This is a genomic window from Anaerohalosphaeraceae bacterium (genome assembly GCA_037479115.1).
Classification (GTDB): Bacteria; Planctomycetota; Phycisphaerae; order Sedimentisphaerales; family Anaerohalosphaeraceae; genus JAHDQI01.
This window is the reverse complement of the sequence record JBBFLK010000001.1, coordinates 102,455-124,711: the sequence shown is the minus strand read 5'-3', so window position 1 is coordinate 124,711 and position 22,257 is coordinate 102,455. Positions and strand designations below refer to the sequence as shown.

The 22,257-nt window shown below is 56.2% G+C and carries 15 protein-coding genes; 4 read left to right on the top strand and 11 right to left on the bottom strand.

Annotated features, from left to right (window positions below; genetic code table 11):
- The first annotated feature begins 369 nt into the window (after positions 1 to 369).
- Together WHS88_00525 and WHS88_00520 are read left to right on the top strand one after the other, a co-directional pair.
- Positions 370 to 1,188 carry a helix-turn-helix domain-containing protein gene (locus tag WHS88_00525; GenBank protein ID MEJ5258656.1) on the top strand — a complete coding sequence of 273 codons (819 nt, stop codon included), beginning with the start codon at positions 370 to 372 and terminating at the stop codon, positions 1,186 to 1,188.
- Positions 1,189 to 1,237: 49 nt separating this feature from the next.
- Positions 1,238 to 3,913, top strand: coding sequence for a hypothetical protein (locus WHS88_00520; GenBank protein MEJ5258655.1), 2,676 nt, complete (start codon positions 1,238 to 1,240; stop codon positions 3,911 to 3,913).
- Positions 3,914 to 3,923: 10 nt separating this feature from the next.
- Here WHS88_00520 and WHS88_00515 read toward each other — a convergent pair whose 3' ends face one another.
- The 9 genes from WHS88_00515 to dnaK form a co-directional block, all read right to left on the bottom strand.
- A complete protein-coding gene (locus tag WHS88_00515; GenBank protein ID MEJ5258654.1) occupies positions 3,924 to 5,024 on the bottom strand; it encodes a hypothetical protein in 1,101 nt (366 codons plus the stop codon).
- A gap of 3 nt (positions 5,025 to 5,027) precedes the next feature.
- Positions 5,028 to 7,034: a hypothetical protein gene (locus WHS88_00510; GenBank protein MEJ5258653.1), complete on the bottom strand. Its 2,007-nt coding sequence runs from the start codon at positions 7,032 to 7,034 to the stop codon at positions 5,028 to 5,030.
- Positions 7,031 to 8,671, bottom strand: a complete 1,641-nt coding sequence (locus WHS88_00505; protein MEJ5258652.1) for a sodium/solute symporter — start codon at positions 8,669 to 8,671, stop codon at positions 7,031 to 7,033. Before WHS88_00505 ends, WHS88_00510 begins: the two co-directional genes overlap by 4 nt.
- On the bottom strand, positions 8,664 to 9,467 hold the full coding sequence (locus WHS88_00500; GenBank protein MEJ5258651.1) for an L-rhamnose mutarotase: 804 nt from the start codon (positions 9,465 to 9,467) through the stop codon (positions 8,664 to 8,666). Before WHS88_00500 ends, WHS88_00505 begins: the two co-directional genes overlap by 8 nt.
- 3 nt (positions 9,468 to 9,470) lie before the next feature.
- The gene (locus WHS88_00495; GenBank protein MEJ5258650.1) at positions 9,471 to 11,837 is read right to left on the bottom strand and encodes a glycosyl hydrolase family 65 protein; all 2,367 of its coding nucleotides are present in this window, start codon (positions 11,835 to 11,837) and stop codon (positions 9,471 to 9,473) included.
- A 685-nt stretch (positions 11,838 to 12,522) separates the two neighbouring features.
- The gene (locus WHS88_00490; protein MEJ5258649.1) at positions 12,523 to 13,860 is read right to left on the bottom strand and encodes a M50 family metallopeptidase; all 1,338 of its coding nucleotides are present in this window, start codon (positions 13,858 to 13,860) and stop codon (positions 12,523 to 12,525) included.
- 405 nt (positions 13,861 to 14,265) lie between these two features.
- On the bottom strand, positions 14,266 to 14,523 hold the full coding sequence (locus WHS88_00485) for a NifU family protein (protein ID MEJ5258648.1): 258 nt from the start codon (positions 14,521 to 14,523) through the stop codon (positions 14,266 to 14,268).
- 214 nt (positions 14,524 to 14,737) lie between these two features.
- Positions 14,738 to 15,115, bottom strand: a complete 378-nt coding sequence (locus tag WHS88_00480) for a DUF4174 domain-containing protein (GenBank protein ID MEJ5258647.1) — start codon at positions 15,113 to 15,115, stop codon at positions 14,738 to 14,740.
- Between the two features lie 301 nt (positions 15,116 to 15,416).
- Positions 15,417 to 17,342, bottom strand: coding sequence for a molecular chaperone DnaK (dnaK, locus tag WHS88_00475; protein MEJ5258646.1), 1,926 nt, complete (start codon positions 17,340 to 17,342; stop codon positions 15,417 to 15,419).
- Between the two features lie 242 nt (positions 17,343 to 17,584).
- Between dnaK and WHS88_00470 the strand changes: the two genes are divergently transcribed.
- A complete protein-coding gene (locus WHS88_00470; protein MEJ5258645.1) occupies positions 17,585 to 18,358 on the top strand; it encodes an MBL fold metallo-hydrolase in 774 nt (257 codons plus the stop codon).
- Positions 18,359 to 18,472: 114 nt separating this feature from the next.
- On the opposite strand, the gene mscL is transcribed toward WHS88_00470, so the two are convergent.
- A complete protein-coding gene (mscL, locus tag WHS88_00465) occupies positions 18,473 to 18,889 on the bottom strand; it encodes a large-conductance mechanosensitive channel protein MscL (GenBank protein MEJ5258644.1) in 417 nt (138 codons plus the stop codon).
- A gap of 195 nt (positions 18,890 to 19,084) precedes the next feature.
- Between mscL and WHS88_00460 the strand changes: the two genes are divergently transcribed.
- Complete coding sequence (locus WHS88_00460; protein ID MEJ5258643.1) at positions 19,085 to 20,578, top strand: nitrilase-related carbon-nitrogen hydrolase; 1,494 nt, start codon at positions 19,085 to 19,087, stop codon at positions 20,576 to 20,578.
- Here WHS88_00460 and WHS88_00455 read toward each other — a convergent pair.
- Positions 20,531 to 22,257: hypothetical protein (locus WHS88_00455; protein ID MEJ5258642.1), on the bottom strand; the 1,727-nt coding region annotated here is incomplete at its 5' end. The two genes, WHS88_00460 and WHS88_00455, sit on opposite strands and share 48 nt — an antisense overlap.

Genomic DNA, 22,257 nt, shown 5'->3' with positions numbered 1-22,257 from the left:
GACTGCCGAGCCCTTCTCTGATCGAATCAATGCGGACACAAGAGAACAAGACCCTCCGGACCCCAAAAATGGAAAGAAGAGCAGAAGATTCAGCCAACATCGATTCTTCTGTCCGGCTGTTTGTTTTCTGTCATCTGCGTACATAGTACCTTGTAAAAACGGAACATCCCTTTTCCCCTTTCACAGGGGTTTTTTGGGCCTCCGCTGATTTCTCTTCTCACCTGTTTTCGCTTGTACTGATTTCTATCGTAAAATTGAAATCCGGCAGATTCCTCCTTGATTTTCGAAATAACTTACCATATATTTAGGTCCATGAAACACTTCAACCCAAACCGGAAAGAGTTCACGCCGTACGGGTTCACCTGTGAAATGTGGGAACCCATGTTGATGAGCCGCCCCGACAAGCATTCCGAAATCGAAATCAATTTTTTTGAAAAAGGAACCCTCACTTATCTGTTCTGGGGGGAACGCGTCACCATCCGCGGCGGAACCCTCGCTCTCTTCTGGGCGGCCGTGCCCCATCAAATCGTCGATTTTTCAAAACTCAAATCGTACTATGTGATTACGATTCCGCTGCCCTGGATGCTCAGCTGGGGAATGCCGGAAAAATTTGCCTCGCAGGTTCTGAACGGACAAATCCTCCAGGAGCCCGAACCGTCCAGCCGGGTCCCCGACAAACATCTGTTCGAACAATGGTTTGAGGACATCAATCAGAATGCCGCCGCCACCCGGGAAATCGTCCTGCTGGAAATCAAGGCCCGTCTGCTGCGGATGGCCATGAACCTGGACAACTGCAAAGAGCCGGCTGACGCGTCCCCCTCCAAAAGCTCGCTGCGGCACGTCGGCACGCAGAATTTCAGCAAAATCGAAACGATGGCCCGATTTATCGCCCAGCACTATACCGAACCGATTCATCTGGCGGACATCGCCGCCGCCGTCGGTCTGCATCCGGACTATGCGGCCTATGCCTTCAAAAAAACCTTCGGCGTTACGATGAATACCTTCATCATCCAGCACCGCGTCCAGCACGCCCAGCGTCTGCTGGTTACAACCAACAAAAAAGTACTGGACATCGCTTTCGAATCCGGCTTCAACTCGCTGAGCCGTTTCAATACCTCCTTTAAAGAACTCTGTCACTGTACGCCCCGAGAATACCGCGAATCCCATCGACTTGCGGAGGGCTCCTGAATTCTCCGGACGGCGGCAGCAGCAGACAACACGAACAGGGGCATAGACCATGAAGCAGCAGTTTCTTACGGCAGCAATCGGGTTGGTGATAAGTGCTGCGGCAGTCCTTGCCGCGGAAACACAAGCCCCCCTTGGACAGGAAAAGACCGCCGCTTTGTCCATCGAAATCACGGGACAGCCCTCCCCCCGGCTTCTGTACGCCTCCCGGCGGCTGCAGGAAACACTGAGCCGATTCGGTCCCGCCCGCATTCTTCTGTCCAGCGACAAACTGAACAAAATCGAAGGCGGCAAATCTCCCGAAGGCTTTCGTCTTTACCGCGATGAGCGGGGAACGTACCGCATTCACGGCTTCGGCGATTCCGGAGCCCTCTATGGAGCCCTCGAGCTCATCGACCGAGTCAAAGAAGCCGGCCGATGGCCGCAAACCCTCGACATCACCGATGCACCCGACTTCCGCCTCCGCGGCCCCTGCATCGGAATGCAGCTGACCTATCTCCTGCCGGGCCGGGAAACCTATGAATATCCCTACACCCCGGACAACTTCCCCTTCTTTTACGACAAGAACCAGTGGCTGGAGTTTCTCGATTTCCTCGTGGACAACCGGATGAACACCCTATACCTGTGGAACGGCCATCCCTTCGCCTCCCTGGTCAAGCTCGAGGACTATCCCTATGCCCTCGAGGTTTCCGAAGAAGTCTATCAGCGCAACGCAGAGATGTACCGTTTCCTGACGGAGGAAGCGGACAAACGCGGCATCTGGGTCATCCAGATGTTCTACAACATCTTCGTCTCCAAACCCTTTGCCGAACACCACAACATCCCCACCCAGCACGCCGCCCCCACCCCGCTGACTGCCGACTACAACCGCAAATCCATCACCCAGTTCATCAAAACCTACCCCCATGTGGGACTGCTGGTCTGTCTGGGTGAGGCCCTGCGCGGACAGGAAAACCAGGAGGCCTGGCTGAATGAAACCATCATCCCCGCCGTCAAAGACGCCATGGCCGCCCTCGGCCAAACCGAAGAACCCCCGATTATCATCCGGGCCCATGCCGTCGGAAACGTCCAGCAGCTGATGGAGTCCGCCTTAAAACACTACACAAATCTCTATACCATGGCCAAGTACAACGGCGAATCCCTCACCACCTACGAGCCGCGCGGACGCTGGCAGCAGGTGCATCTGGATATGAGCCGTCTCGGGTCCGCCCATGTGGTCAACATCCATCTGCTTTCCAACCTGGAGCCCTTCCGCTATGGAGCAACAGATTTTATCCGCCGCTGCGTGCTGGCCTGCCGACAGCGCCTGGGGGCGCAGGGCGTGCATCTCTACCCCCTGACTTACTGGGACTGGCCTCATTCCCCCGACAAAACCAACCCGTATCTCAAACAGATTCAGCGGGACTGGATTTGGTTTGAGGCATGGGCCCGCTACCTATGGCGGATGGACCGAGACCCGCAGCAGGACCGGCAGTACTGGCTCCGGCGGCTGACCGACTGCTACGGAACCCCTGAGGCGGCCGAATGCATCCTGACGGCCTACAATGAATCCGGATACTGTGCTCCCCTGCTGCTCCGACGCTTCGGCATCACCGAAGGCAACCGCCAGACCCTCTCGCTGGGGATGTTCCTCGATCAGCTGGTCAACCCCACTCCCTATAATCCCGTCAGCGGCTTGTGGGAATGGTTTGCCCCGCCCGGCGAACGGCTGGACGAATATGCCCGAAAAGAATGGGCCGGCGAACCCCACGAAGGCGAAACCCCCGTCACAGTCATCGAAGAAGCCGTCCGCCGCTCCGAAGCAGCCGTGCAGGCGATTGAAAAGGCGGCTCCCTCCGTCACCCGTAATCAGGAGGAGTTCGAACGGCTTCGAAATGACATCGCCTGCATCGACCTGATGAGCCGCTTCTATGCCGAAAAGGTCCGGGCGGCTCTGCTGGTCCTCGATTACAACTACAGCCGCAATCCGGACCGCATGCGCAAAGCCGAAGAACACCTCCAAAAAAGTCTCGAATTCTACCGGGCCCTGACGGAGCGGACCAGCCGATTCTACCGCTACGCCAACAGTCTTCAAACAGGCCACCGCCGCATCCCCATCCGGGGAATGAAAGGCGACATCCCCTACTACTATCACTGGGAGCATATGCTGCCGCTCTACGAGAAGGAACTGGAGGAGTTTCGGGCACGCCTGGCCGAACTGTCCGACGGCAAACCGCAGACCGTTCAAAGCATCCCCCGTCTTCAGAGCGTCCCCTTTGAACTCCTCAGCAAAGATTGTCAAACGTACGAAGTGCGTGTCGGCGCCAAACCCTTCCTCGACCGCGACTACCGCATCCTCCAGCTGGCACAGGAACTCGAAGGCCTCACCGGCATCCGACTGTCCCATACGGCCGGCAAAAACGGGCAGCTCAGTCCCATCCGCCTGAAAACCCAAACACCCGTGCAGATTCTTGTCGGTTATTTCAAGGAAGACCGGTCCATCTGGGCCAAACCGCCCAATCCGGACCTCGACAGTCAGGCCGCCAAATACGGCGGTGTCGAATGCACCCTGCAGAACGCCCTGCAAATTGAACAAACGCCCGGCGTCAATATCCACATCTTCACCTTCCCGGCCGGCGAAATCACCTTCGACCCGCGCAGCCCGGGCAGCTATTTGATTCTCGGCGTTATTCCTGCCGAAACAAAAGTGCCGCCGCGCGACGTCGGTATTCCGCCGGGACGAATGTAAGCGCGCTCCTTCAGGTGCGGTAGGGTTCTATCTTGTCGGCAAGTTCTTCCATCTGACGAGCCGTAATGGGCTTGCCGCCGGCGGTGGTCACCGTCAGATACACTCCCTTGGGCCCGACGGCATCCAGCAGCGGTATTACCTCCTCCGCATCCAGATTGGCCGCCCACACGGCCTTGCCCGCCCGGAGGATTTTTTTGTACAGGTCATACCAGTGCGGCGAGCCCCCCGGCGGCACCTGCGGGTCCGGCGTCCATTCAATCGCCTTCAGCCCCTCAATGGCCAGCAGCGAATCCACACACGCCAGACACTGATGCCCGTCCACATGAAACATCGAATAATCCAGAAACTCCACGGACTGCTTCAGATACGGCACAACAAACTCGTCAAACATCTTCGGCGAAATCATCACCGCTGTATCGCACTGAAGCAGCCCCGTTTTCCCCGGCCCCCACAGCATAAAATAGCCGAAGGCCATGCTCCCGTCTTCGTCTTTGAGAATTTCATACAGCTCATCAAACACCTGCCGGTACGCCGTTTCAATCTCCTGCAGCTTCTGATGAACCCACGCCGGACGCTCGAGCATATCCACCAGCAGATTTTCCGTCCCGCGCACCGCCGCCAGCACATCCAGGTTGGAAATGATTGCAGGCATCCCTACAAAATAATGCCCTCCGCTGCGGGCGACCGTTGCGCGAAGGACCGCCTTCAGCATCCGGCTGTAAGGGGCATCCGGATTGTACCGAAGCGGCGGATGGGTTTCCGGGTCGGCAATGCACGGATGATACCAGATGTTCTCCTTTTCGTACTTTGGGATTGCCCCCAGAAAAGGCGCCAGCGTCACCGTGCCGATATCCGGCCAGGCCGCCGGCAGCATATCCGCCGGCCAGACCTTGTGCGCCATTTCATAATGAATCCGTTCCGCAACCCGATTCGGGTCCGTATGGTACTGTTCCGCATCGGCCGCCGCCGCGGGCGGAGGAACATCCTCGTGAGGCGGGCCGTCACCGTCAAGCCCCGTACCCCAGCTTCCCAGCACCAGCCCGCGGCCCGCCCACCAGTCCAGAAAATGCTGACGGGTCTTGGGCCAATTCGTCTTCCAAAGCGGTTTCATAGTCTAACGTCTCGATTCATCCTTTTCTGAAGACGGCCGGATATCCTGATAGGCGGCCTCCAGTCCGGCGGCATCCGCAATCGCCTGGGCCTCCGGAGACCAGGGCGGCGTTTCCGGTTCCACAATCGTTCGCGTAATCGTACAGCGCGTCCCTTCACAGCGAAAACGGTCCGCCTTCACATAGTTGCGGTCAATCTCCATATCCCGGCAGGCCGGCGTCCAGATATGCAGCCACAATCCCTCCCGATCATCCGAAAAACCGGGCCTGTTGAGAATCACATTCTGATAAATCCTCCAGTATGCCGACCCGTCATCCGGATAAATGCACCGAGGCCCGTCATACAGGTAATTAAAGGCTATCTCCGAACCGGGCTGTTCTCCCAGCACATAAAGAATCCCGCCGTCGCGAAGTGCCCGATGCGTACGGCCGATCCGGTTGTACAGAATCTTATTCTCTTTGGCTGTCGTCGAAGCGGGAATCCCGGCATTGCCCCACCACCACCCCAGCGCCAGACCCCCATACGGCGTATCACGGATTTCATTGTGAACAATCTTGACATTCTGGACAAAAAAGCCGGTCATCCCCTCCACCTGCCGAAAGTCCAGACACACATCCCGAACATAGTTGTTGGCAATCAGAATATTTTTGCAGACTTCCTCGACGCCCGGCGGAAACTGCTCCCCATCCCCGATTTGGTAATGCTGAGGATGTCCGACATTAATCGAAGTCCCCATCAGGTCAAGAAAGGTGTTGCCGACCGCCTCGGCGTCCGACACATCATTTTCAAAACTCAGGGCCGCCGCACTGCCCAGATGCTCAAAGCGATTCCGCTCAAACCGGATCCGCTCCGCATTGCACACGTTGACCGTCCCTTTGGGAATCGTAATGTCGTTGTAATGATTGCGATGCCAGTTGCCCTCCGGAATATACCGCGTAAACTGACTCAAGCTTTGCACGCTCACCCACCCGCGGGAGTCCCCCAGAGAAGACAGCAGGTAATCATCATACGCAAACGTCAGCCCGTAAAACTCAACATTCTGCACGCGACGGGAAACGCCCTCGCCCTGAATGCGGACAAGTCCCTCAACAGCCGGGGCATACACCTCCGCCGTCGTCATATCCTCTCCGCGGGAATAATAGTACAGCATCTGCTCCTGCTGGTCGAAGTAAAACTCCCCCGGCTCATCCAGCAGCTCAAACGCATTGCGAATATAAATAGGACGGTCGGGACGTGGGACAGCCCGAAACGGCACCCAGCTCATATTCATTGCAATCGCCCCATACGGCTGCTGAAGCACAGCGACTGTATGGCCGTCTTCGGCAAACATCCGGCTGACGCACACAATCGGCTCGCTCCAGACATTCGTCTGAACCAGCTCGACATTGTAAGGATTTTTATAGACGCCGACATCCTCCGCCCGAAATCGAATCCCGGCAGGGTGAGACCCGGATGCGGACGCCCACGGCTCCCGGCCGGTAATGACGAATGTTCCGTACCCGCCCTGAGCAACTACCCCCTCGGTCTTTCGGGCCATGACGGCCCTTTTGCCGTTGACATACAAAGCCCGAAGCTTTCGGTCCCGCACCAGCGGCGCCTTCCAGATATCGCCTTCATGCCGCTGCCAGCCCGTCACCCGAACCGCTCCGCTTAAGACCGGCTTTTCCCCCGGATACGCCCGATAGCAAATCCAGTGCCCGTTCGTACCCGAATCGCTGGGCCCCAGCACAAAGGGCTTCTCCAGCGGATACAGCCCGCCGCGAAGATAGACGACAATATCCTGCTGCATCGTTTTGTTAAGCTGTCGAATCCGGTCCCTCGCCTGCTCCAGTGTCCGCCACGGCCGCTCCGCCGTCCCGTCCGCTCGGTCATCCCCATCCGGCGCAACATAAAACTCCGTCGGCCCCGACGTCGGCACAACGGCACAGCCGGCCCCCAGAATCACCGTCAGAAACCCCAGAACGCCGGCTTGCACCCACCCAAACGCCGCTCTTTTGTTTTGCTGGCTCATTGTGCGCCCATCCCGAACTGAAAGAACAGATACAAACCAACCATCACCGCCGCCAGAACTCCCCATCCAAGAAAACCGGGCAGTCCCAAACCCGGATTTTCCCGATACGTCTGGTGCAGCGTCGGCAGCGGCGTTTCCGAAGCACTGTGCCGCGTAAGAAGAGAAACCAGCATCATAAAAAGCCCGATTCCGACGAACAAATAAAACGACAGCAGAAGAAAGTGCGGGAAAATATCCTCCCCTTTCTCGTTAGCAAAAATGCTGGTAATATCGCAGATCCCGATAGTCAGGGAAACCGCCGAGCCGACCATCAGGGTCAGCAGGGCCGCCTTCGCCGTCGAACGCCTCCAGAAAATCCCCAGCACAAAAACCGCCGCCACCGGCGGAGCCATATACCCAATAATCCCCTGAAACAGATTAAACAGATTCGTTCCCTCCACCCGGCTCAGAAACCAGGCAATTCCGACCGCCAGCAGCGCCGCCGCAAATGTAGTGATGCGGCCCACCTGCTTGGTCCGATGCTCCGACGCCGTCGGCGCAATCCAGCGTTTGTAGATATCCAGCGTAAAAATCGTGCTGAAGGAATTGAGCCCCGAATCCAGCGTCGAAATCACGGCGGCCACCAAAACCGAAATCATCAATCCAACCAGACCGCTCGGCAGAAAGGTGCTGACCATCCTCAGAAACACCTGCTTGTCATCCGGTATCCCCGGCAGCAGCCTTGCCGCCAGAATCCCCGGTAGCAGAAACAGAAACGGCGGGAGGATTTTCAGAAACGCCGCAAACAACGTACCCCCCTGGCTTTGCTTTAAATCCCGCGCCCCCAGAGCCCGCTGCACAATCGTCTGGTCCGAACACCAGAACCACAGCGACAAAACCGGATACCCGAGCACAAACGCATACCAGGGATTGTCTGCACCGGCCGGATGCAGCAGCTTCCATGTCAGCTCCGCCGGCACAGAACTGCATCGAATCTGTGTCAGTGCAGCAAAGGACTCCAGCCGGTTTGCCGCAATAACAGTCAAAAGTGCCGCTCCGACAATCATCAGAACGGATTGAAATGAATCCGTCACCATCACCGCCGCCAGCCCGCCGGCAATTGTGAAACTGGCCGATACAGCCGCCAGCAGCCACACACAGGGCATCAGGTCCCACCCCAGAAACTGCGACAACAGCGCCCCGCCGGCAAACAGCGTCCCCCCAATCCATAACACAACAATCCCCAGCAGGGAGTAAAACGTCATAAAGGTATAGCAGCCCGGCCCGAAACGCTTCTTCAGAAACTCCGGCATCGTGGAGATTTTCGTGTGCAGGTAAAACGGCAGAAAAACCGTGCCCAGCAGAAACAGAAAGACCCACGCCATCCATTCAAAATTGGCCGTCACCATCCCCGTCGTATAGCCGGCGCCGCACGTGGCGATTAAAAACGTTGGGCCGATGTTCGTGCCGAAGATGCTCAAGCCCACATTCCCCCACCCCATCGACCGGTCCCCCAGAAACAAATCCTCACTCCGGCGGCGCCGATAACTCACAAAACCGCCGATGGCCAGCAGCGCCGCCAAATACCCTCCGAACACCCACATATCCAGCGGACGCATCACAACTCCGGCCGCCAAAATCCACGCCGGCTCAGCCATTTTTGGACTCCTTTGGGGCCGCTGAATCGGCTATCGGCATCATCGGTGCCCAAATCTCCTTTTCCCCCGGCAGCGGCTTCTGACAGGGACCCGTCTGGGCCCACCACCGCTGATTGACCGGGTCCTGCTGGTTCATCCGGTCATCCTTGGCAAAATCAGTCCCCATATACTCCAGATAGAAAAACTCATACAGCGTATCCCCGATTTCCGCCAGAAAGATGCAGAAGTTTCGATTGTTCCCCCGAATCATCTGGTCCACCACCCCCGGCCAGACGGTCTGGTGCAGACTGCGGTATTCCGCTTCCTTGTCCGGCCGAATCGTCGTCACCATCGAAAGAACCTGCGACGGAGTCCCCTCCACATTCAGCCCTCGGATATAATTAATCCATTCCGCCTGCAGCCAGCACCGCCCGTACCGCACCGCCCGCGGATGGGGCTCAATCAGCTCCTTCAGCTCCGGCGTGATGCTCTCAAAGGCCTCCGCCGCCGTCAGATAGGGTTTTCCGCCTGCATACTGAAACACCACCAGAAACCAGGTTTCGCCCTGAATCTGCCGCCGAAACGCCGCCGGATTCGAAATCCCCGCCCGCAGCATCCGGACATTCTCCCTGTCCGTGCAGACCTTCAACAGTCCCTCGGCCAGCTGGGCCTCCCGCCCCGCCCTGGCACGCGCCAGCAGCCCCGCAAAGGTAGGTCTCCCCGACAGCAGATAGTTCTCATACGGGGAAAACGCAAACGCATCTGCAAAGCCGATTGCCGCTATTGCCGCCGGCACAATCCACCGAAAAAGTCTCATCGCTCATCTCCTTTCTTCCGCCGGCTCAGACCTCAAAGGCACTCGCACGCCGGCCGAATCAATCCGATACACCCGATCATAAATCTTAATCTCCACAGGGTCGCCTTCTTTCAGCCGAAACCTCGCCTGCGTCCTGTCCACGTCCGCTTCAATCAGACGCCCCCGATAATGCACCTGGAATCGGTACCGCCTCCAGGCCGCGGCAATCTGCGGCCGAAACGACAGCACCGCACCGTCGCTGCGCATCCCGCCGTATCCGCAAACCAGATTCGCCCACACCCCCGCCGCCGACGTGGCATGAAGCCCCTGCTCCGTATTGCGGTTGTAGTTGTCCAGGTCCAGCCGGGCCGCATACGTGAAAAACGCATAGCCCTCCTCGGCCTTTCCCAATTCCAGCGCCAAAATCGAATGCAGCGACGGCGACAAAGACGACTCGTGAATCGTCCGCGCTTCGTAAAACTCATAATTCGCCCGCTTCTGGGCCGGTGTAAAATCCTCACTGAAGAAGAACATATGATTCAGCACATCCGGCTGCTTAATCATATTTTTCCGAAAGATGCGGATATACGCCCAGTTCTTGTAAATGGGAATCTCGCTCATCGGAATCTTATCCACCTCCACATGCGGCAGGTCAAAGTAGCCGGCGTGCTGCTCAAAAACGCCCGTCCTGGGGTCCTGATGAATCCGCATCTTTTCAGCCATCCGTCTCCAGTCCTCCGGTTCGCCCGCCTCCAGCCCCACCTTCTGAACAACGGCCTCATATCGGTCCGGCGCTTCGCGCTTCATCTCCTCCAGCACCTCCAGCGTATAGAGGAAAATCTTCTTGGCCAGGTAATTGGTGTAGAAGTTGTGGTTAACCATCATATGAAACTCATCCGGCCCCATCACCCCATACAGACCGAAATCCCCGTTCAAAGGACTCCAATCCCCCGCACTGGCAAAAAATCGGGATATCTGAAGCAGCATCTCGATGCCTTCCCGATACAGAAACTCCTTGTCGCCGGTCACATGAACATACTGCCAAATCGCATACCCGACCGCCCCGCTGATATGATGCTCCAAATCCACATGCTGCCAGGTCCCCGAGTCCTCGTACCCCGAAACCGTAGCGAACGGATAGCGTGCCCCCCGGCAATCCAGGTCCCTTGCCCGCCGAAGCGCCTCCGGCAGGGTGTGGTAGCGATACATCAGAAGATTCTTCGCCGCCTGAGGATTGGCAAACAAATGAAACCGATGGCAGTAGATTTCCGTATCCCAGAACGCCCAGCCGAAATACACCTCCCCCGTCATCCCCTTGCACAGCGGATTCAGCCGCGGATTCTCTCCGTGATAGGTCTGATAGCAAGACAGGATGGAAAACCGCACCCCCTGCAGCGTCTCGTCATCCCCCTCGATATCAATCCCGAAACGGTCCCAAACCCGCTCCAGAAACGCCGCATGCCGCCGGCGGGCTTCCTCAAACGTTACGTCTGTGTATTTGGCAGCCAGAGCACACCCCTGCTTCCACACTGCCTCGGCATCGCTGTTCTTTTCCCAGTGATTGACAGCGATTTTTTCAATCCAGGCCGGCTGGTTTTCCTCCAGCGGCAGAGAAAATTCAAGGCCGATAAACTTCTCCCGGCTCTGCACCCGCGGACAAACCGGCCGCCCCGTTCGCATCCGAAAGCCGGAAAACAGCGGAAAACCCGTTCCCTTGGTTTGGGCCAGAATCCGGCACCCCGCCTCGTCCGAATCCTTCCGGACCTCCCGCCAGAAATTCTCCCCTTTCGCCGAATCCGCCGAACCGGTCGTCTGCGTCTGCGTCCAGCCGGATGCAATTTCATAGCGGGGATTAAAATCAAGCCCGAGCACAACCTCGGCCTGTCCCGAAAAATTCAGCGGTTTCAAAACAATCCGCTGGCAGCCCATTTTCGTTATGTCCAGACTCAGAAAACGCGTAAACGTTATCTGAACCTGCCGGCCGGACGACAGATGCCAGACAAACTCCCGCGTATAGACCAGCGTCTTCATATCCAGAATCCGCCGGAAGCCGCTCACACGCGAGATGGCAAGGTCCAGCGGCTCTCCGTCAATTCGGATGCGTGTGTACAGCCAGTCCACGGCTGTAATCATCGCACCGCCGCGGGTAATCATCCCCTTGAAAAACTGGTCATGCTGAATCGGCAGGTAGTCGTAGAGATGATTGAAATAACTGCCCAGCAGATGGTCGCCGCTGTAGCCCTCCTCGAAATAGCCCCGCACCCCCATGTACTCATTTCCCAGGGAAAAAATCGATTCGCTGAGCCGCTGTTTTTCCGGATGAAACCCTTCCTCTATGATGGTCCAGGTGTCGCCCCCGTAAATCCGTTCCGGATGCTTTGCCAAATGCATAACTGTCCCGTTTCAAAGAAGTTCGCCCGCTCCCAAGACGAAAGCGGTTCCCGTTCTGTTTGGCACTGCCGTCAATGGCACGCGTCGTCCGTTCATCGGTACAGACAGCTCGGCCCCTCCGGTTTCCGAGCATACGGGCTTGGATTGTACTGACTGCCGTCGGCCTTTTCAACCGCCTTCTTCCGCCCTCCGTCTGCTCCCCCCTATCCGCCGAATCTTTCGTGAAGGAGGACACCAAGAGCCGGAAGAGCAGCCCCGCCCGCAAGGGCGGGGAAAAGAGACGTCAAATAAAATTTAATCTTGTCCTTTTCGTTTCTCTTCGCTCTTCCCGCTTTCTTATTATTCCCGCTTTCTTATTATTCCCGCTTTCCGCTATTATTCCCGCTTTCCTCTATTATTCCCGCTTTCCTCTACTGTTCCCGCTTTCATAAAATCATTCCCGCAAAAACCCGAGTCATTCCCGCGCAGGCGGGAATCCAGGCCTTTCCCCGACTAGTCCTTCGAAGCTTCACCGAAGAACGAAAACAGAATAGCCCCGCCCGCAAGGGCGGGAAAAAGAGAAAGAAACCCCTATCCCCATCTTCCCCGGGCTTGCGCCCGGGGCTATTTTTCTCGCTGAGATTTTCCGCCAACCGACAGAGGAAATTTTGGCTCCCGCTTTTTCTTCATTCTTAATTCTCAACTCTTAATTCTTCTTGAGCCCTTCCTGATTCCCCGACCGCCTGTCCTCCTCCCCGTACAGTTCTTCACACTCCTTCAGATAATCACGAATAACCGGCCAGAGCACTTCATAGTACGTAAGGATTACAATCACTTCCGGAGATTCAGTCTCCTCGGGATCAATCAGTTTGGTAAACTCAACCCGGATGCAGCGAGGACTCAAATCATCCAGTTTGAGCCACTGCTCGGAGAACTTGCATACCTGTACTGACGGAAAGGTCTCTTTTTCCTCTTTTCCCTGTAAAGGCCGGCAAATCCACTCGTCCGAAAGAATCTGATTCGGATCAGAAAGGTGATAGCGAAGTTTCTGATAGCCGTGATTCTGCAGATGAGTATGAATGAAGCCCTGGACCTGTTCAAACGGATGGTCTTGTTCTGTATATCGATAAGAAAGCAAACAAGCAGAAGACGCTGCTCCATAGGAAGCTTCCTCCGCCCAGTCCGGCGGCACCAGTTCTTCCGGAAACCCTTCGGGACGTTTCATCTGGAAACTGAACAAAATCTCCTCTTTATATCCCAGCTGAATCAGCAGAACAGCCAGCAGAAAAACGGCAATTCCCTGATGGGCCAGCACTGCACGCCGGCTGATTCTCGCAGGCGGCCGGTTTCTGAGCCCGGACAGTCTTTGCTGAAGCCAAAAAGACAATCCGGCAAAAACCAGCAGTCCGATACAGGCCGCCGCCGCAGAAAACAGCCAAAACCGAAGCCCCTGCCGATGCCCAAAATACTGCACCCCCAGAATGACCAATTCATAGGGGAGAATTCCAATGGCCAAGACCGCTGTTCGATGAACAATGCCGTCAGCCGCACCAAACCCGAGCTCCGGAATAATCAGAACCGCCAACAGCATCCCCGCACAGAGCATCAGCAGTCCGACGGCGGCCACAGCGCCGGCGGGTGCATACCGGGCCGCCAGAATGGAACCGTCCCCGGCCAGATGAAAAACACTTCCCAGCACCAGATAACTCCCGTTGCAAAGGCAGGCAACGGGACCAACCAGCAGAGGAATCAGAAGACGGCCGCTGCGCCATTTGAACACAGAAAGAGTAATCAGAATCCCGAAAAGACTGCCCAGAACAGAGCCGGCCCAGGTCGTTATATCATTACGAGGGGAAACGATAATCGCATAAGACCAGGAAAAGGGGTGAATGACAACTCCATGCACGGTGCCGCCGGTGCTCCAGGCGCCGAGGGCATGTCCGATTTCATGGAGAAACTTGGCGAGATTCGTCGCCGCAAACAACGCCGCAAGCAGAAGAAACCCAGCCTTGAGGATTCGATGTCCCGCCCTCTCTTCCTCCATAAGAAAACCTCCTTCTTCTCCATACCTCTGTTCACTTATTCCGCTTTATTCGCCGCCGACAGACAGCGCGGCGGAAAAACAAACTGCCTTATTCTCCTGCCCTGTTGGCCCCGCAATCCTACTCTGTCTCTTTGCACTTCGTCAACAACAAACGCTATCCTAAAAAGCCTGCCGGCTTCCTTTCTTGCTCCCAATGGAACAAAAAAGCCTCTCCAAAAAAGAACGGATAAAGAAATTAAGATTCAGATGTTCGTTAATGAACATCTGAAACCTCTTTTTTACTCAGAGCTAAAATACTCCCAAATCCAAAAAACAAAATGGCCCCGCCTTTTCGGCTGGGGCCATTTGTAAATCCTGTTCCAAAATAAACAGAACGACTGCCGGAAAAACCGATTCTTTGCGTCCTTATTCGACTGCCACCACTTCTTTGACTTCCGGCACCCGCTGTTTCAGAAGCCGCTCAACCCCCATTTTCAGGGTCATTCTGGCCCCCGGACACCCTCTACAGGCCCCCTGAAGCCGCACACGTACCTTATGGTCCGCATCAACACCAACCAATTCAATATCCCCGCCGTCATTCTGGAGCATCGGACGGATGGAATCAATCACCTCGGATACTCTCGTTTCAAAACTCTTTTGCCCGCAGCCGCATGAATCGCACATGTCTATAATCTCCAAAGTATATCTTGTTTCTCGTTCCAAAATATTGTACCGAATCGTAACAAACGGTACAACTGTTTTTCGAAAACTCTAACTTTCCTTTTTACAATCTCTTATATTCTACTGAAAAAAAAGAAACCGGTTTACAAAAAACCGGTTTTAAAATGCCCCCTTTCTCCGCATGACCATCTTGCCTTCGGCCTTGACTGACAGCAAGTCAAATGCTCGGGGTAAAGGTCTTGGCCGCGTTGTCCACCCGCATCAGCAGCTCCTGCCAGGAGATGCAGTCTTCAGAAACCAGATGCACCTCCGAATCGCTGCCGACCAGAAAGACCTTAAACTGGCCCGGACAAATATGAAACTTTTCGCGAAACCGGGCACACCCATCAGCAGGAAGGTCAGCCTGACCAATCCGTCCCTGTCCCTGCTCAAAAATCTCCGCCACCGTCAGACGGCAGTCCTGCATCGCCAGACGAATGCTTTCCAGCTGTTCGACCTGCATTTGATAACAGCGATGGTCCGGGGTAGGGGAAAAAATAATAAGCAGGGGTGCTTGGGCCTTTAACTCGCTGAGCCGTGGTTTGGGTATTACCATATTCGACTCCCTTCTTTTATACAACACGGCATCACCCTCGCAGATGTTTCTCTTTATACGAACAAAATCGCAAAAGGTCAAGAGAAAAAAAGATTTTATGGGACAAAAACTTCCTTTTTTATCTGAGAACCTTTGTTCGGATTCCTTACGAATCCGGTGAGCATCCTACTTCACGAAACTTTTTAGGACAATACAAAGAAATGGGCTGCGGGTTTTGCAGCAAAGAAAAAGAAAAAAGCCGCCTTTTCAATCCTGAAAAAGCGGCTTTTCATTTCAGACAGGAACTTGACGGCAGAGTGGACTATTTGGCCTCAAACTCGGCATCGATCACATCATCGGGACCCTTTCGTCGGACCTCCCCTTCCGGAGGCGGTGTATGGGTTCCGGCTGTTTTTGCCGAGCCGGATGCGGCCTGCCGCTTGGCGGCTTCCTCATACAGCGTCTTGCCCAGCAGCTGCACTTCACTGTTGAAGTTGTCCAGCGCCCGGCGAATCGCCTCGCCGTCATCGCCTTTGATGGCCTCTTTGAGGTTATTCATAGCCGACTCAATCCGGCTTCGTACATCAGCCGGCACCTTGTCGCCGAACTCCTTGAGCTGCTTTTCCGTCTGGTAAATCATCTGGTCGGCCTGATTTTTCATCTCGACTACCTGGCGGCGCTTCTTATCCTCCGCCGCATGGGCTTCCGCTTCCCTGGCCATCCGCTCGACCTCTTCCTTGCTCAGGCCGGAACTGGACTGAATCACAATCGACTGTTCCTTGCCGGTCCCGAGGTCTTTGGCCGAGACGTTCAGGATTCCGTTGGCGTCAATATCAAACGTCACCTCAATCTGAGGCACTCCGCGAGGCGCCGGCGGAATCCCCGTCAGCTGGAAGCGTCCGAGTGTGCGGTTGTCTCGAGCAAACTCACGCTCTCCCTGCAGAACGTGGATTTCCACGCTGGTTTGGTTGTCCGCCGCCGTGGAGAAAATCTCCTTTTTGGTTGTGGGAATCGTCGTATTCCGCTCGATGAGCTTGGTCATCACACCGCCGAGTGTCTCGACCCCCAGCGACAGCGGCGTCACATCCAGCAGCAGAATATCCTTCACGCCCGCATCGCCGGCCAGGATCGCCCCCTGAATCGCTGCCCCAATCGCCACAACCTCGTCCGGGTTGAGACTCTTGTTGGGTTCCCGCTTGAAGATTTCCCGGGCAATCTGCTGGACTTTCGGAATTCGCGTCGAACCGCCGACCAGCAGGACTTCCTGAATATCTTCCGGACGCAGCTTGGCATCTTCCAGCGCCCGATAGCAGGGAGCTTTCAGTTTTTCAAACACGTGTTCGCAAAGGGCTTCAAACTTGCTGCGGGTAATCGTAATATTCAGATGTTTGGGGCCGTTGTGGTCCGCCGTGATAAACGGCAGATTGACCGTGGTTTCAACCTGGGTGCTCAGTTCGCACTTGGCCTTTTCGGCGGCCTCTTTGAGCCGCTGATGAGCCATCGGGTCCTGCCGCAGGTCAATCCCTTCCGTCTTGCGGAACTCTTCGGCCAGATAGTTAATCAGGACTTCATCGAGGTCGTCGCCGCCCAGATGCGTATCGCCGTTGGTGCTGAGGACCTCGAAAACATTATCTCCGATGTCGAGAATCGAGATATCAAATGTTCCGCCGCCGAAGTCAAAGACGGCTACTTTCTCATTTTTCTTCTTTTCCAGACCGTAGGCCAAAGCCGCTGCGGTCGGCTCATTGATAATCCGCTCCACTTTCAGCCCGGCAATGGTGCCGGCATCTTTTGTGGCCTGACGCTGGGAGTCGTTAAAATAGGCAGGCACGGTAATCACAGCCTGTGTAACCTTTTCGCCCAGATAATCTTCCGCCGTTTTCTTGAGGTCCTGAAGGATCATTGCGGAGATTTCCGGTGGAGTATATTCTTTATCTCGAACCTTGACTTTCACCAGTTCATCCGGCCCGCCGACGATGGTATAGGGAACCATCTTTTCCTCCATGCTGACTTCCCTGTGCCGTCGGCCCATAAACCGCTTAATGGAGTAAATGGTATTTTTCGGGTTGGTGACCTGCTGATGGCGGGCCGCCTGGCCGACCAGACGTTCTCCTTTTTCGGTGAAAGCCACCACCGAAGGGGTCAGTCGGCTGCCGTTTGCGTTAATCAGCACCTTCGGTGTGCTTCCTTCCATCACCGCCACCACAGAGTTGGTTGTCCCCAAATCGATGCCGATAATTTTTGCCATATTTCGATCTCCTCTTTTTGTTGTCAAAATCGCTTGACTTCGGGATGTGCAAAGGTTGTGCCAAGCCCCGCGAGAAATCATATCTGCTTTATTGATAATATTTTATGCACACCCCGCAATCGTCATCTTATGCCAATTTGGCAGAACGCTGACAAAAAAACTTGATTTCCAAGCCAAAAATGACTTACCATTCTTTTTTCCTTAAAAGACAATCCATACTGTTCCGTTCAGGAGGGAATAAAATGAAAAGGGAAACCGTCTTTCTTCTTGTTTCCTGCCTGCTAATGTTCTTTTTTGCCTTCGCCCGGGCGGCGGATGAGCCGAAAGACTCACAAAAGCAGGAAAAGGCCTTCGAAACCGATGTCTTTCCGACCGATCTGGGGGATTTGGTCATTACCTTTATCGGGCACGGCACGCTGATGATGACCTGCGGCGGCAAGGTCATCCACATAGACCCGTGGACCCAGCTGGCCGACTACACAAAACTGCCCAAGGCGGACCTGATTCTGATTACCCACGAGCACCGGGACCATCTGGATGCCAAGGCGGTCGAGCTGCTTGGAAAAGACGGCACTATCGTAGTCATCACGGAAAAATGCCGGGAGACCGTCCCGAACGGTTTGGTGATGAAAAACGGCGACAGGAAAAAACTGCTGGACCTGGACATCGAAGCCGTGCCCGCCTACAACCTGGTTCAGAAACGGCCGGACGGCCAGCCCTTCCACCCGAAAGGACAGGGCAGCGGCTACATCATCACATTCGGCAAGACACGGGTCTATATCGCCGGCGACACGGAAAACATCCCGGAAATGCAGAATCTCAACGATATCGCCGTCGCCTTCCTGCCGATGAATCTGCCCTATACGATGACGCCTCAGATGACCGCGGCGGCCGCCCGGATGTTCCGCCCCAAAGTGCTTTATCCCTATCACTACGGGCAGACCGACCCGAATGAACTGGTCCGGCTGCTGGCCGAGGACAAGGACATCGAAGTCCGCATTCGCCGGATGTCCTGAAGCCCCCAGCAGACCCTTTTATCGGGTTGGACGTCAAAACCAAACGTTCCAGATTCCCGCCTTCCTTCTTCGCTGAAAGCTTCGAAGGACGGGACGCGGGAATGACAGAGGATTTTACCTGGATTTCAGAATGTCGCGGATTTCTTCGAGCAGGAGCTCCTGCCTGCTCGGCGCCGGAGCCGGTGCAGCCGCCTCTTCTTTCTTCTTGGCCATATTGATAACTTTAATTAAGGCAAAGATGGCGGCGGCCACAATGATGAAATTAATCACCGTGTTGATGAACATCCCGTAGTTGATTTTGACGGCCTGCGAAACCACCTGCCCGGTCTCGGAGACCACGGCATCCCGCAGCGTAATCGAAAACTCTGAGAAATCCATTTGCCCCAGCAGCATCCCCAGCGGCGGCATCAGGAGATCGTTGACCAGCGAATTGACAATCTTGCCGAAGGCGGCCCCGATGATGATGCCGACGGCCATGTCAATCACATTGCCCCGCATCGCAAACGCTTTGAATTCCTTCCACAGACTCATACGGCTCTCCTTTCCTGAAAAAGTCATTTTCGAAGTGTTTCCTCCAATTCTGCATTAAACCATATCCAAAGAAAGAAAAAAAACAATGATTTTGTCTGAAAAATCCGAGGCAGGTTTTTCTTGCAGGACAAAATCCTCCGGATTATTTTCATGTAAAGGCAACAGGAGGCTTTGTCAATCCCCGAAGAGGCAGATATGGACAGGAGAGAATGGGCTTATAGAGGAGCGGGAATCGCAGGCGGTCTGCTGCTGATGGCGGGCAATGTGTATGGGCCTCTGTGTCTTTTGCAATCATTGGCTCTGCTTGCTCTGCTGACGCTGAGTCTGCAAACCTTCAAACCCAAGGCCGCCGCACTGTGCGGGTTTTATACGGGACTGGCCTTTTCGATTCCGCAGATGTTTCTCCTGCGAATGCCTTTGCTTGTTACCGTCGGTCTGCTGATTTGGTTTACCGCGATTCTGACGCTGTTTTGTCTGGGCTGTGCGTTCCTTGTGCGTCGAGGAGCTCTCATCGGCTCGCTGGCCGTCGGGGCCTTCTGGGCCCTGTTAGACTGGGCATCCTGCACAGCCGTGCCCATCTGGGGACTAGGCCAATCCTTTGCGCGGAGCTGGACGGCTTATCCGGCCCTGATCCAGTTTATTTCGTTAACCGGTATCTGCGGCGTTCCGCTGGTGCTGGGCACCCTGCAGGGACTGACAAGCTATCTCCTGGTCCGCCCCGACGGCCGCAAACAGGCCGCAGCAGCCCTGGCCGGTATTCTGCTCGGTCTGGGCATGCTGAACATTGGACTCTATCTGCAAAAACCGAGCGGGCATCTTCGCGCGGCTGCGGCGGGCTGGGTGTTTGACGACACCTTTGCCGAAATTGACCCGCACAGCACCGAAGGATTTGAAAAACTGTTTGCCGAGCCGGCACGGCAGGCCGCCCGTCAAGGAGCCGTGCTTTTTACCACCGGAGAGCTGGGCTTTTGTATTGCAGACCACAACCGGCAGGAATGGATGGAGCGGTTCGGGCGGATTGCCCGGGAATGCCGTCTTTGGCTGGCCGTCGGATACCTAAACATCTCCGAACACAAAAACCGCATGTTCTTTCTGTCGCCCGAAGGGGAGATTGTCGAAGAATACACCAAAACCTATCTGACGCCGATGGAACCGCGATGGGGCGGAAGCGGAGAACTGAAAATCGTTCATATCAAAGACATTGCCGTCGGCGGATTGATTTGTCAGGACGACAACTTTCCCCGTCTGACGCGGTATTACGGGCGATGGAAGACCCCGATTGTGCTCTGCCCGACGGCCGACTGGCAGACCATCCGCTATCCGCATCTGCAGGCGGTGCGGGCACGAGCCATTGAAGGTCGATACGGAATTATCCGCGGCGCCGCCTGCGGCATCAGTGCCGCCATTGACCCGAAAGGAAGGATACTTGCCCAAATTGACCATTACAAAGAAGGTCCGGGCTTTTTCGTCGTTGATATGCCGATTATGGAGACGATTACCCTGTTCAGCCGCTTCGGTTTTGTGCCGCTCATGGCGGTCTGCGGGGTTATTCTGGCCGCCGCCTTATTGTGCGAATTAAAACCCTCCAATAAAAAAGGCGGTCAAAAGACCGCCTCAGAAAAAACACCGTACAATGCTTCGCTACTTCCCGGAGCCCCAGCCGCCCAGCAGACCGAACTTGCGGAATAAGGATTTGGTCTTTTCATCGGGTTCGGCGACCTGCGGTTTGGCCGGAGGGGTGTGCGGCTCTTCCGACTCCGCCTGCGGCTTCTGGGTTGATTTTGCATGTGAAAGGGCCGCAGCCGGAATATGAATCGGGGCCGGCTTGGGACCGGCTTTGCGCTCCTGCTCTTCGAGGAACTGCCAGACCGCCGCACGGGCCTGCTGGCGTTCGGCCGGCGGCTTGCTGATCCAGGATACCTCCGCCGAGGCATTGTCGTTCAGCGATAAAGGGATTGGTCCGGGCGCGGAGGCCTGCGGAGCGGGATTGACCGGCTTCTGCTCCCGCAGCAGACGAATCGTCTCGTGGGCCCGCCGCAGATTTTCCGTCTGCTCCATCAGCTGATTGCGCAGGGCCGCAATTCGGGCCTCCGCTGATTCCGGCGAAGCGCCAGCCGAGCTGGTAATCAGACACGGCTCCTCCGTCAGGGGCTGATTGCGCGGTCCCTCCATCGGAGGCACCGGCGGCTTGGGAGCCGGTTCCGCGGGCTTGGGCGGTTCGGCCGGGCGTATCGAAGGCAGCTCCCAGATGCCTTCGGACTGCCGGCTGAGAATCTGCAGCTGCCGGGCAAACTCCACATGCTTGCTGAGCTGCTTTTGTGTGGCCTCCAGCTCGGCGGTCTGGCGGGCCAGCATCTGTTCCATCGATTCAATGTACCGGCGGGCCTTCTGCAGCTGGCTTTGCGTCTCGGCCAGCACCCCGACGGTTTCCTGCAGCTGCTCGACCTGCCGACGAAGCGACTGATTGTCTTCCTCGCAGCGGCTCAGCCGCGCCTGCAGGTCTGCGGCCTGTTCCTGACTGCGTTCCAGAGCCCGTCGCAGCTGATGATTTTCTTCGTGCCGCTGGACGCTGAGCCGCTCAAACTCCTGCGCCCGGCCGGTCATTTCCGTCAGCTGTCCCCGCAGCTGCTCAATCTGCTCATCCCGCTGACGGCACTGCTTCTCAAATTCCTGCTGACGCAGCTCCATTTCCTCCGCCAGCTGCTCATAAGCCGCACGGGACTGCTCAATCGTGCGGCTGTGGGCCTCAATCTGGCGAAGCAGATGCTCCTCCTGCTGCTGCATCTGGGCCGCCTGCTGGGTTTTCTGCTCCAGTTTGGCCTGCAGGTCATCCAGCCGCTGCTGCAGCTGCTGTTCGGCTGCGGCGCTGCGCTCGAGCAGACGATTTTTCTCTTCCAGACGCACCTGCAGGTCTTCCAGAGTATGCTGGAGCTGCCGGGCCGTCTGTTCAGCGGCCAGATACTGCGTCTCAAACTCTTCCAGCGAAGTCAGCTGCTTCCGCAGGGCCACCTTTTCCTCCAGCACCTGCTGCAGACAGGTTCGCAAATCGGCCGCCTCCGCCTCCAGTCGGGCTATTTGCTCTTCCGCGCGGCTTCGGCTCGATTCCTGCAGCTGAAGTTTCTGCTGGGCCTCCTGAAGGGCCTTTCGCAGGTCATCGGCTTGCTGGCGGTGCCGCTGTGATTCCTCCCGCAGAGAGGCCAGATAAGCACGGCTTTCCTCGAGCTGACGAACCGCATCCTGCGACGAGTCGGCCTGCTGACGCAGCTTCTCCTGAAGCATCTGCTTTTCCTGCTCGAGCATCTGCCGGGCCTGTTCGGCCTCGTGCAGCCGGGCCGTCAGCGTATTGCATAGCGTCCGCTGCTCCTGCA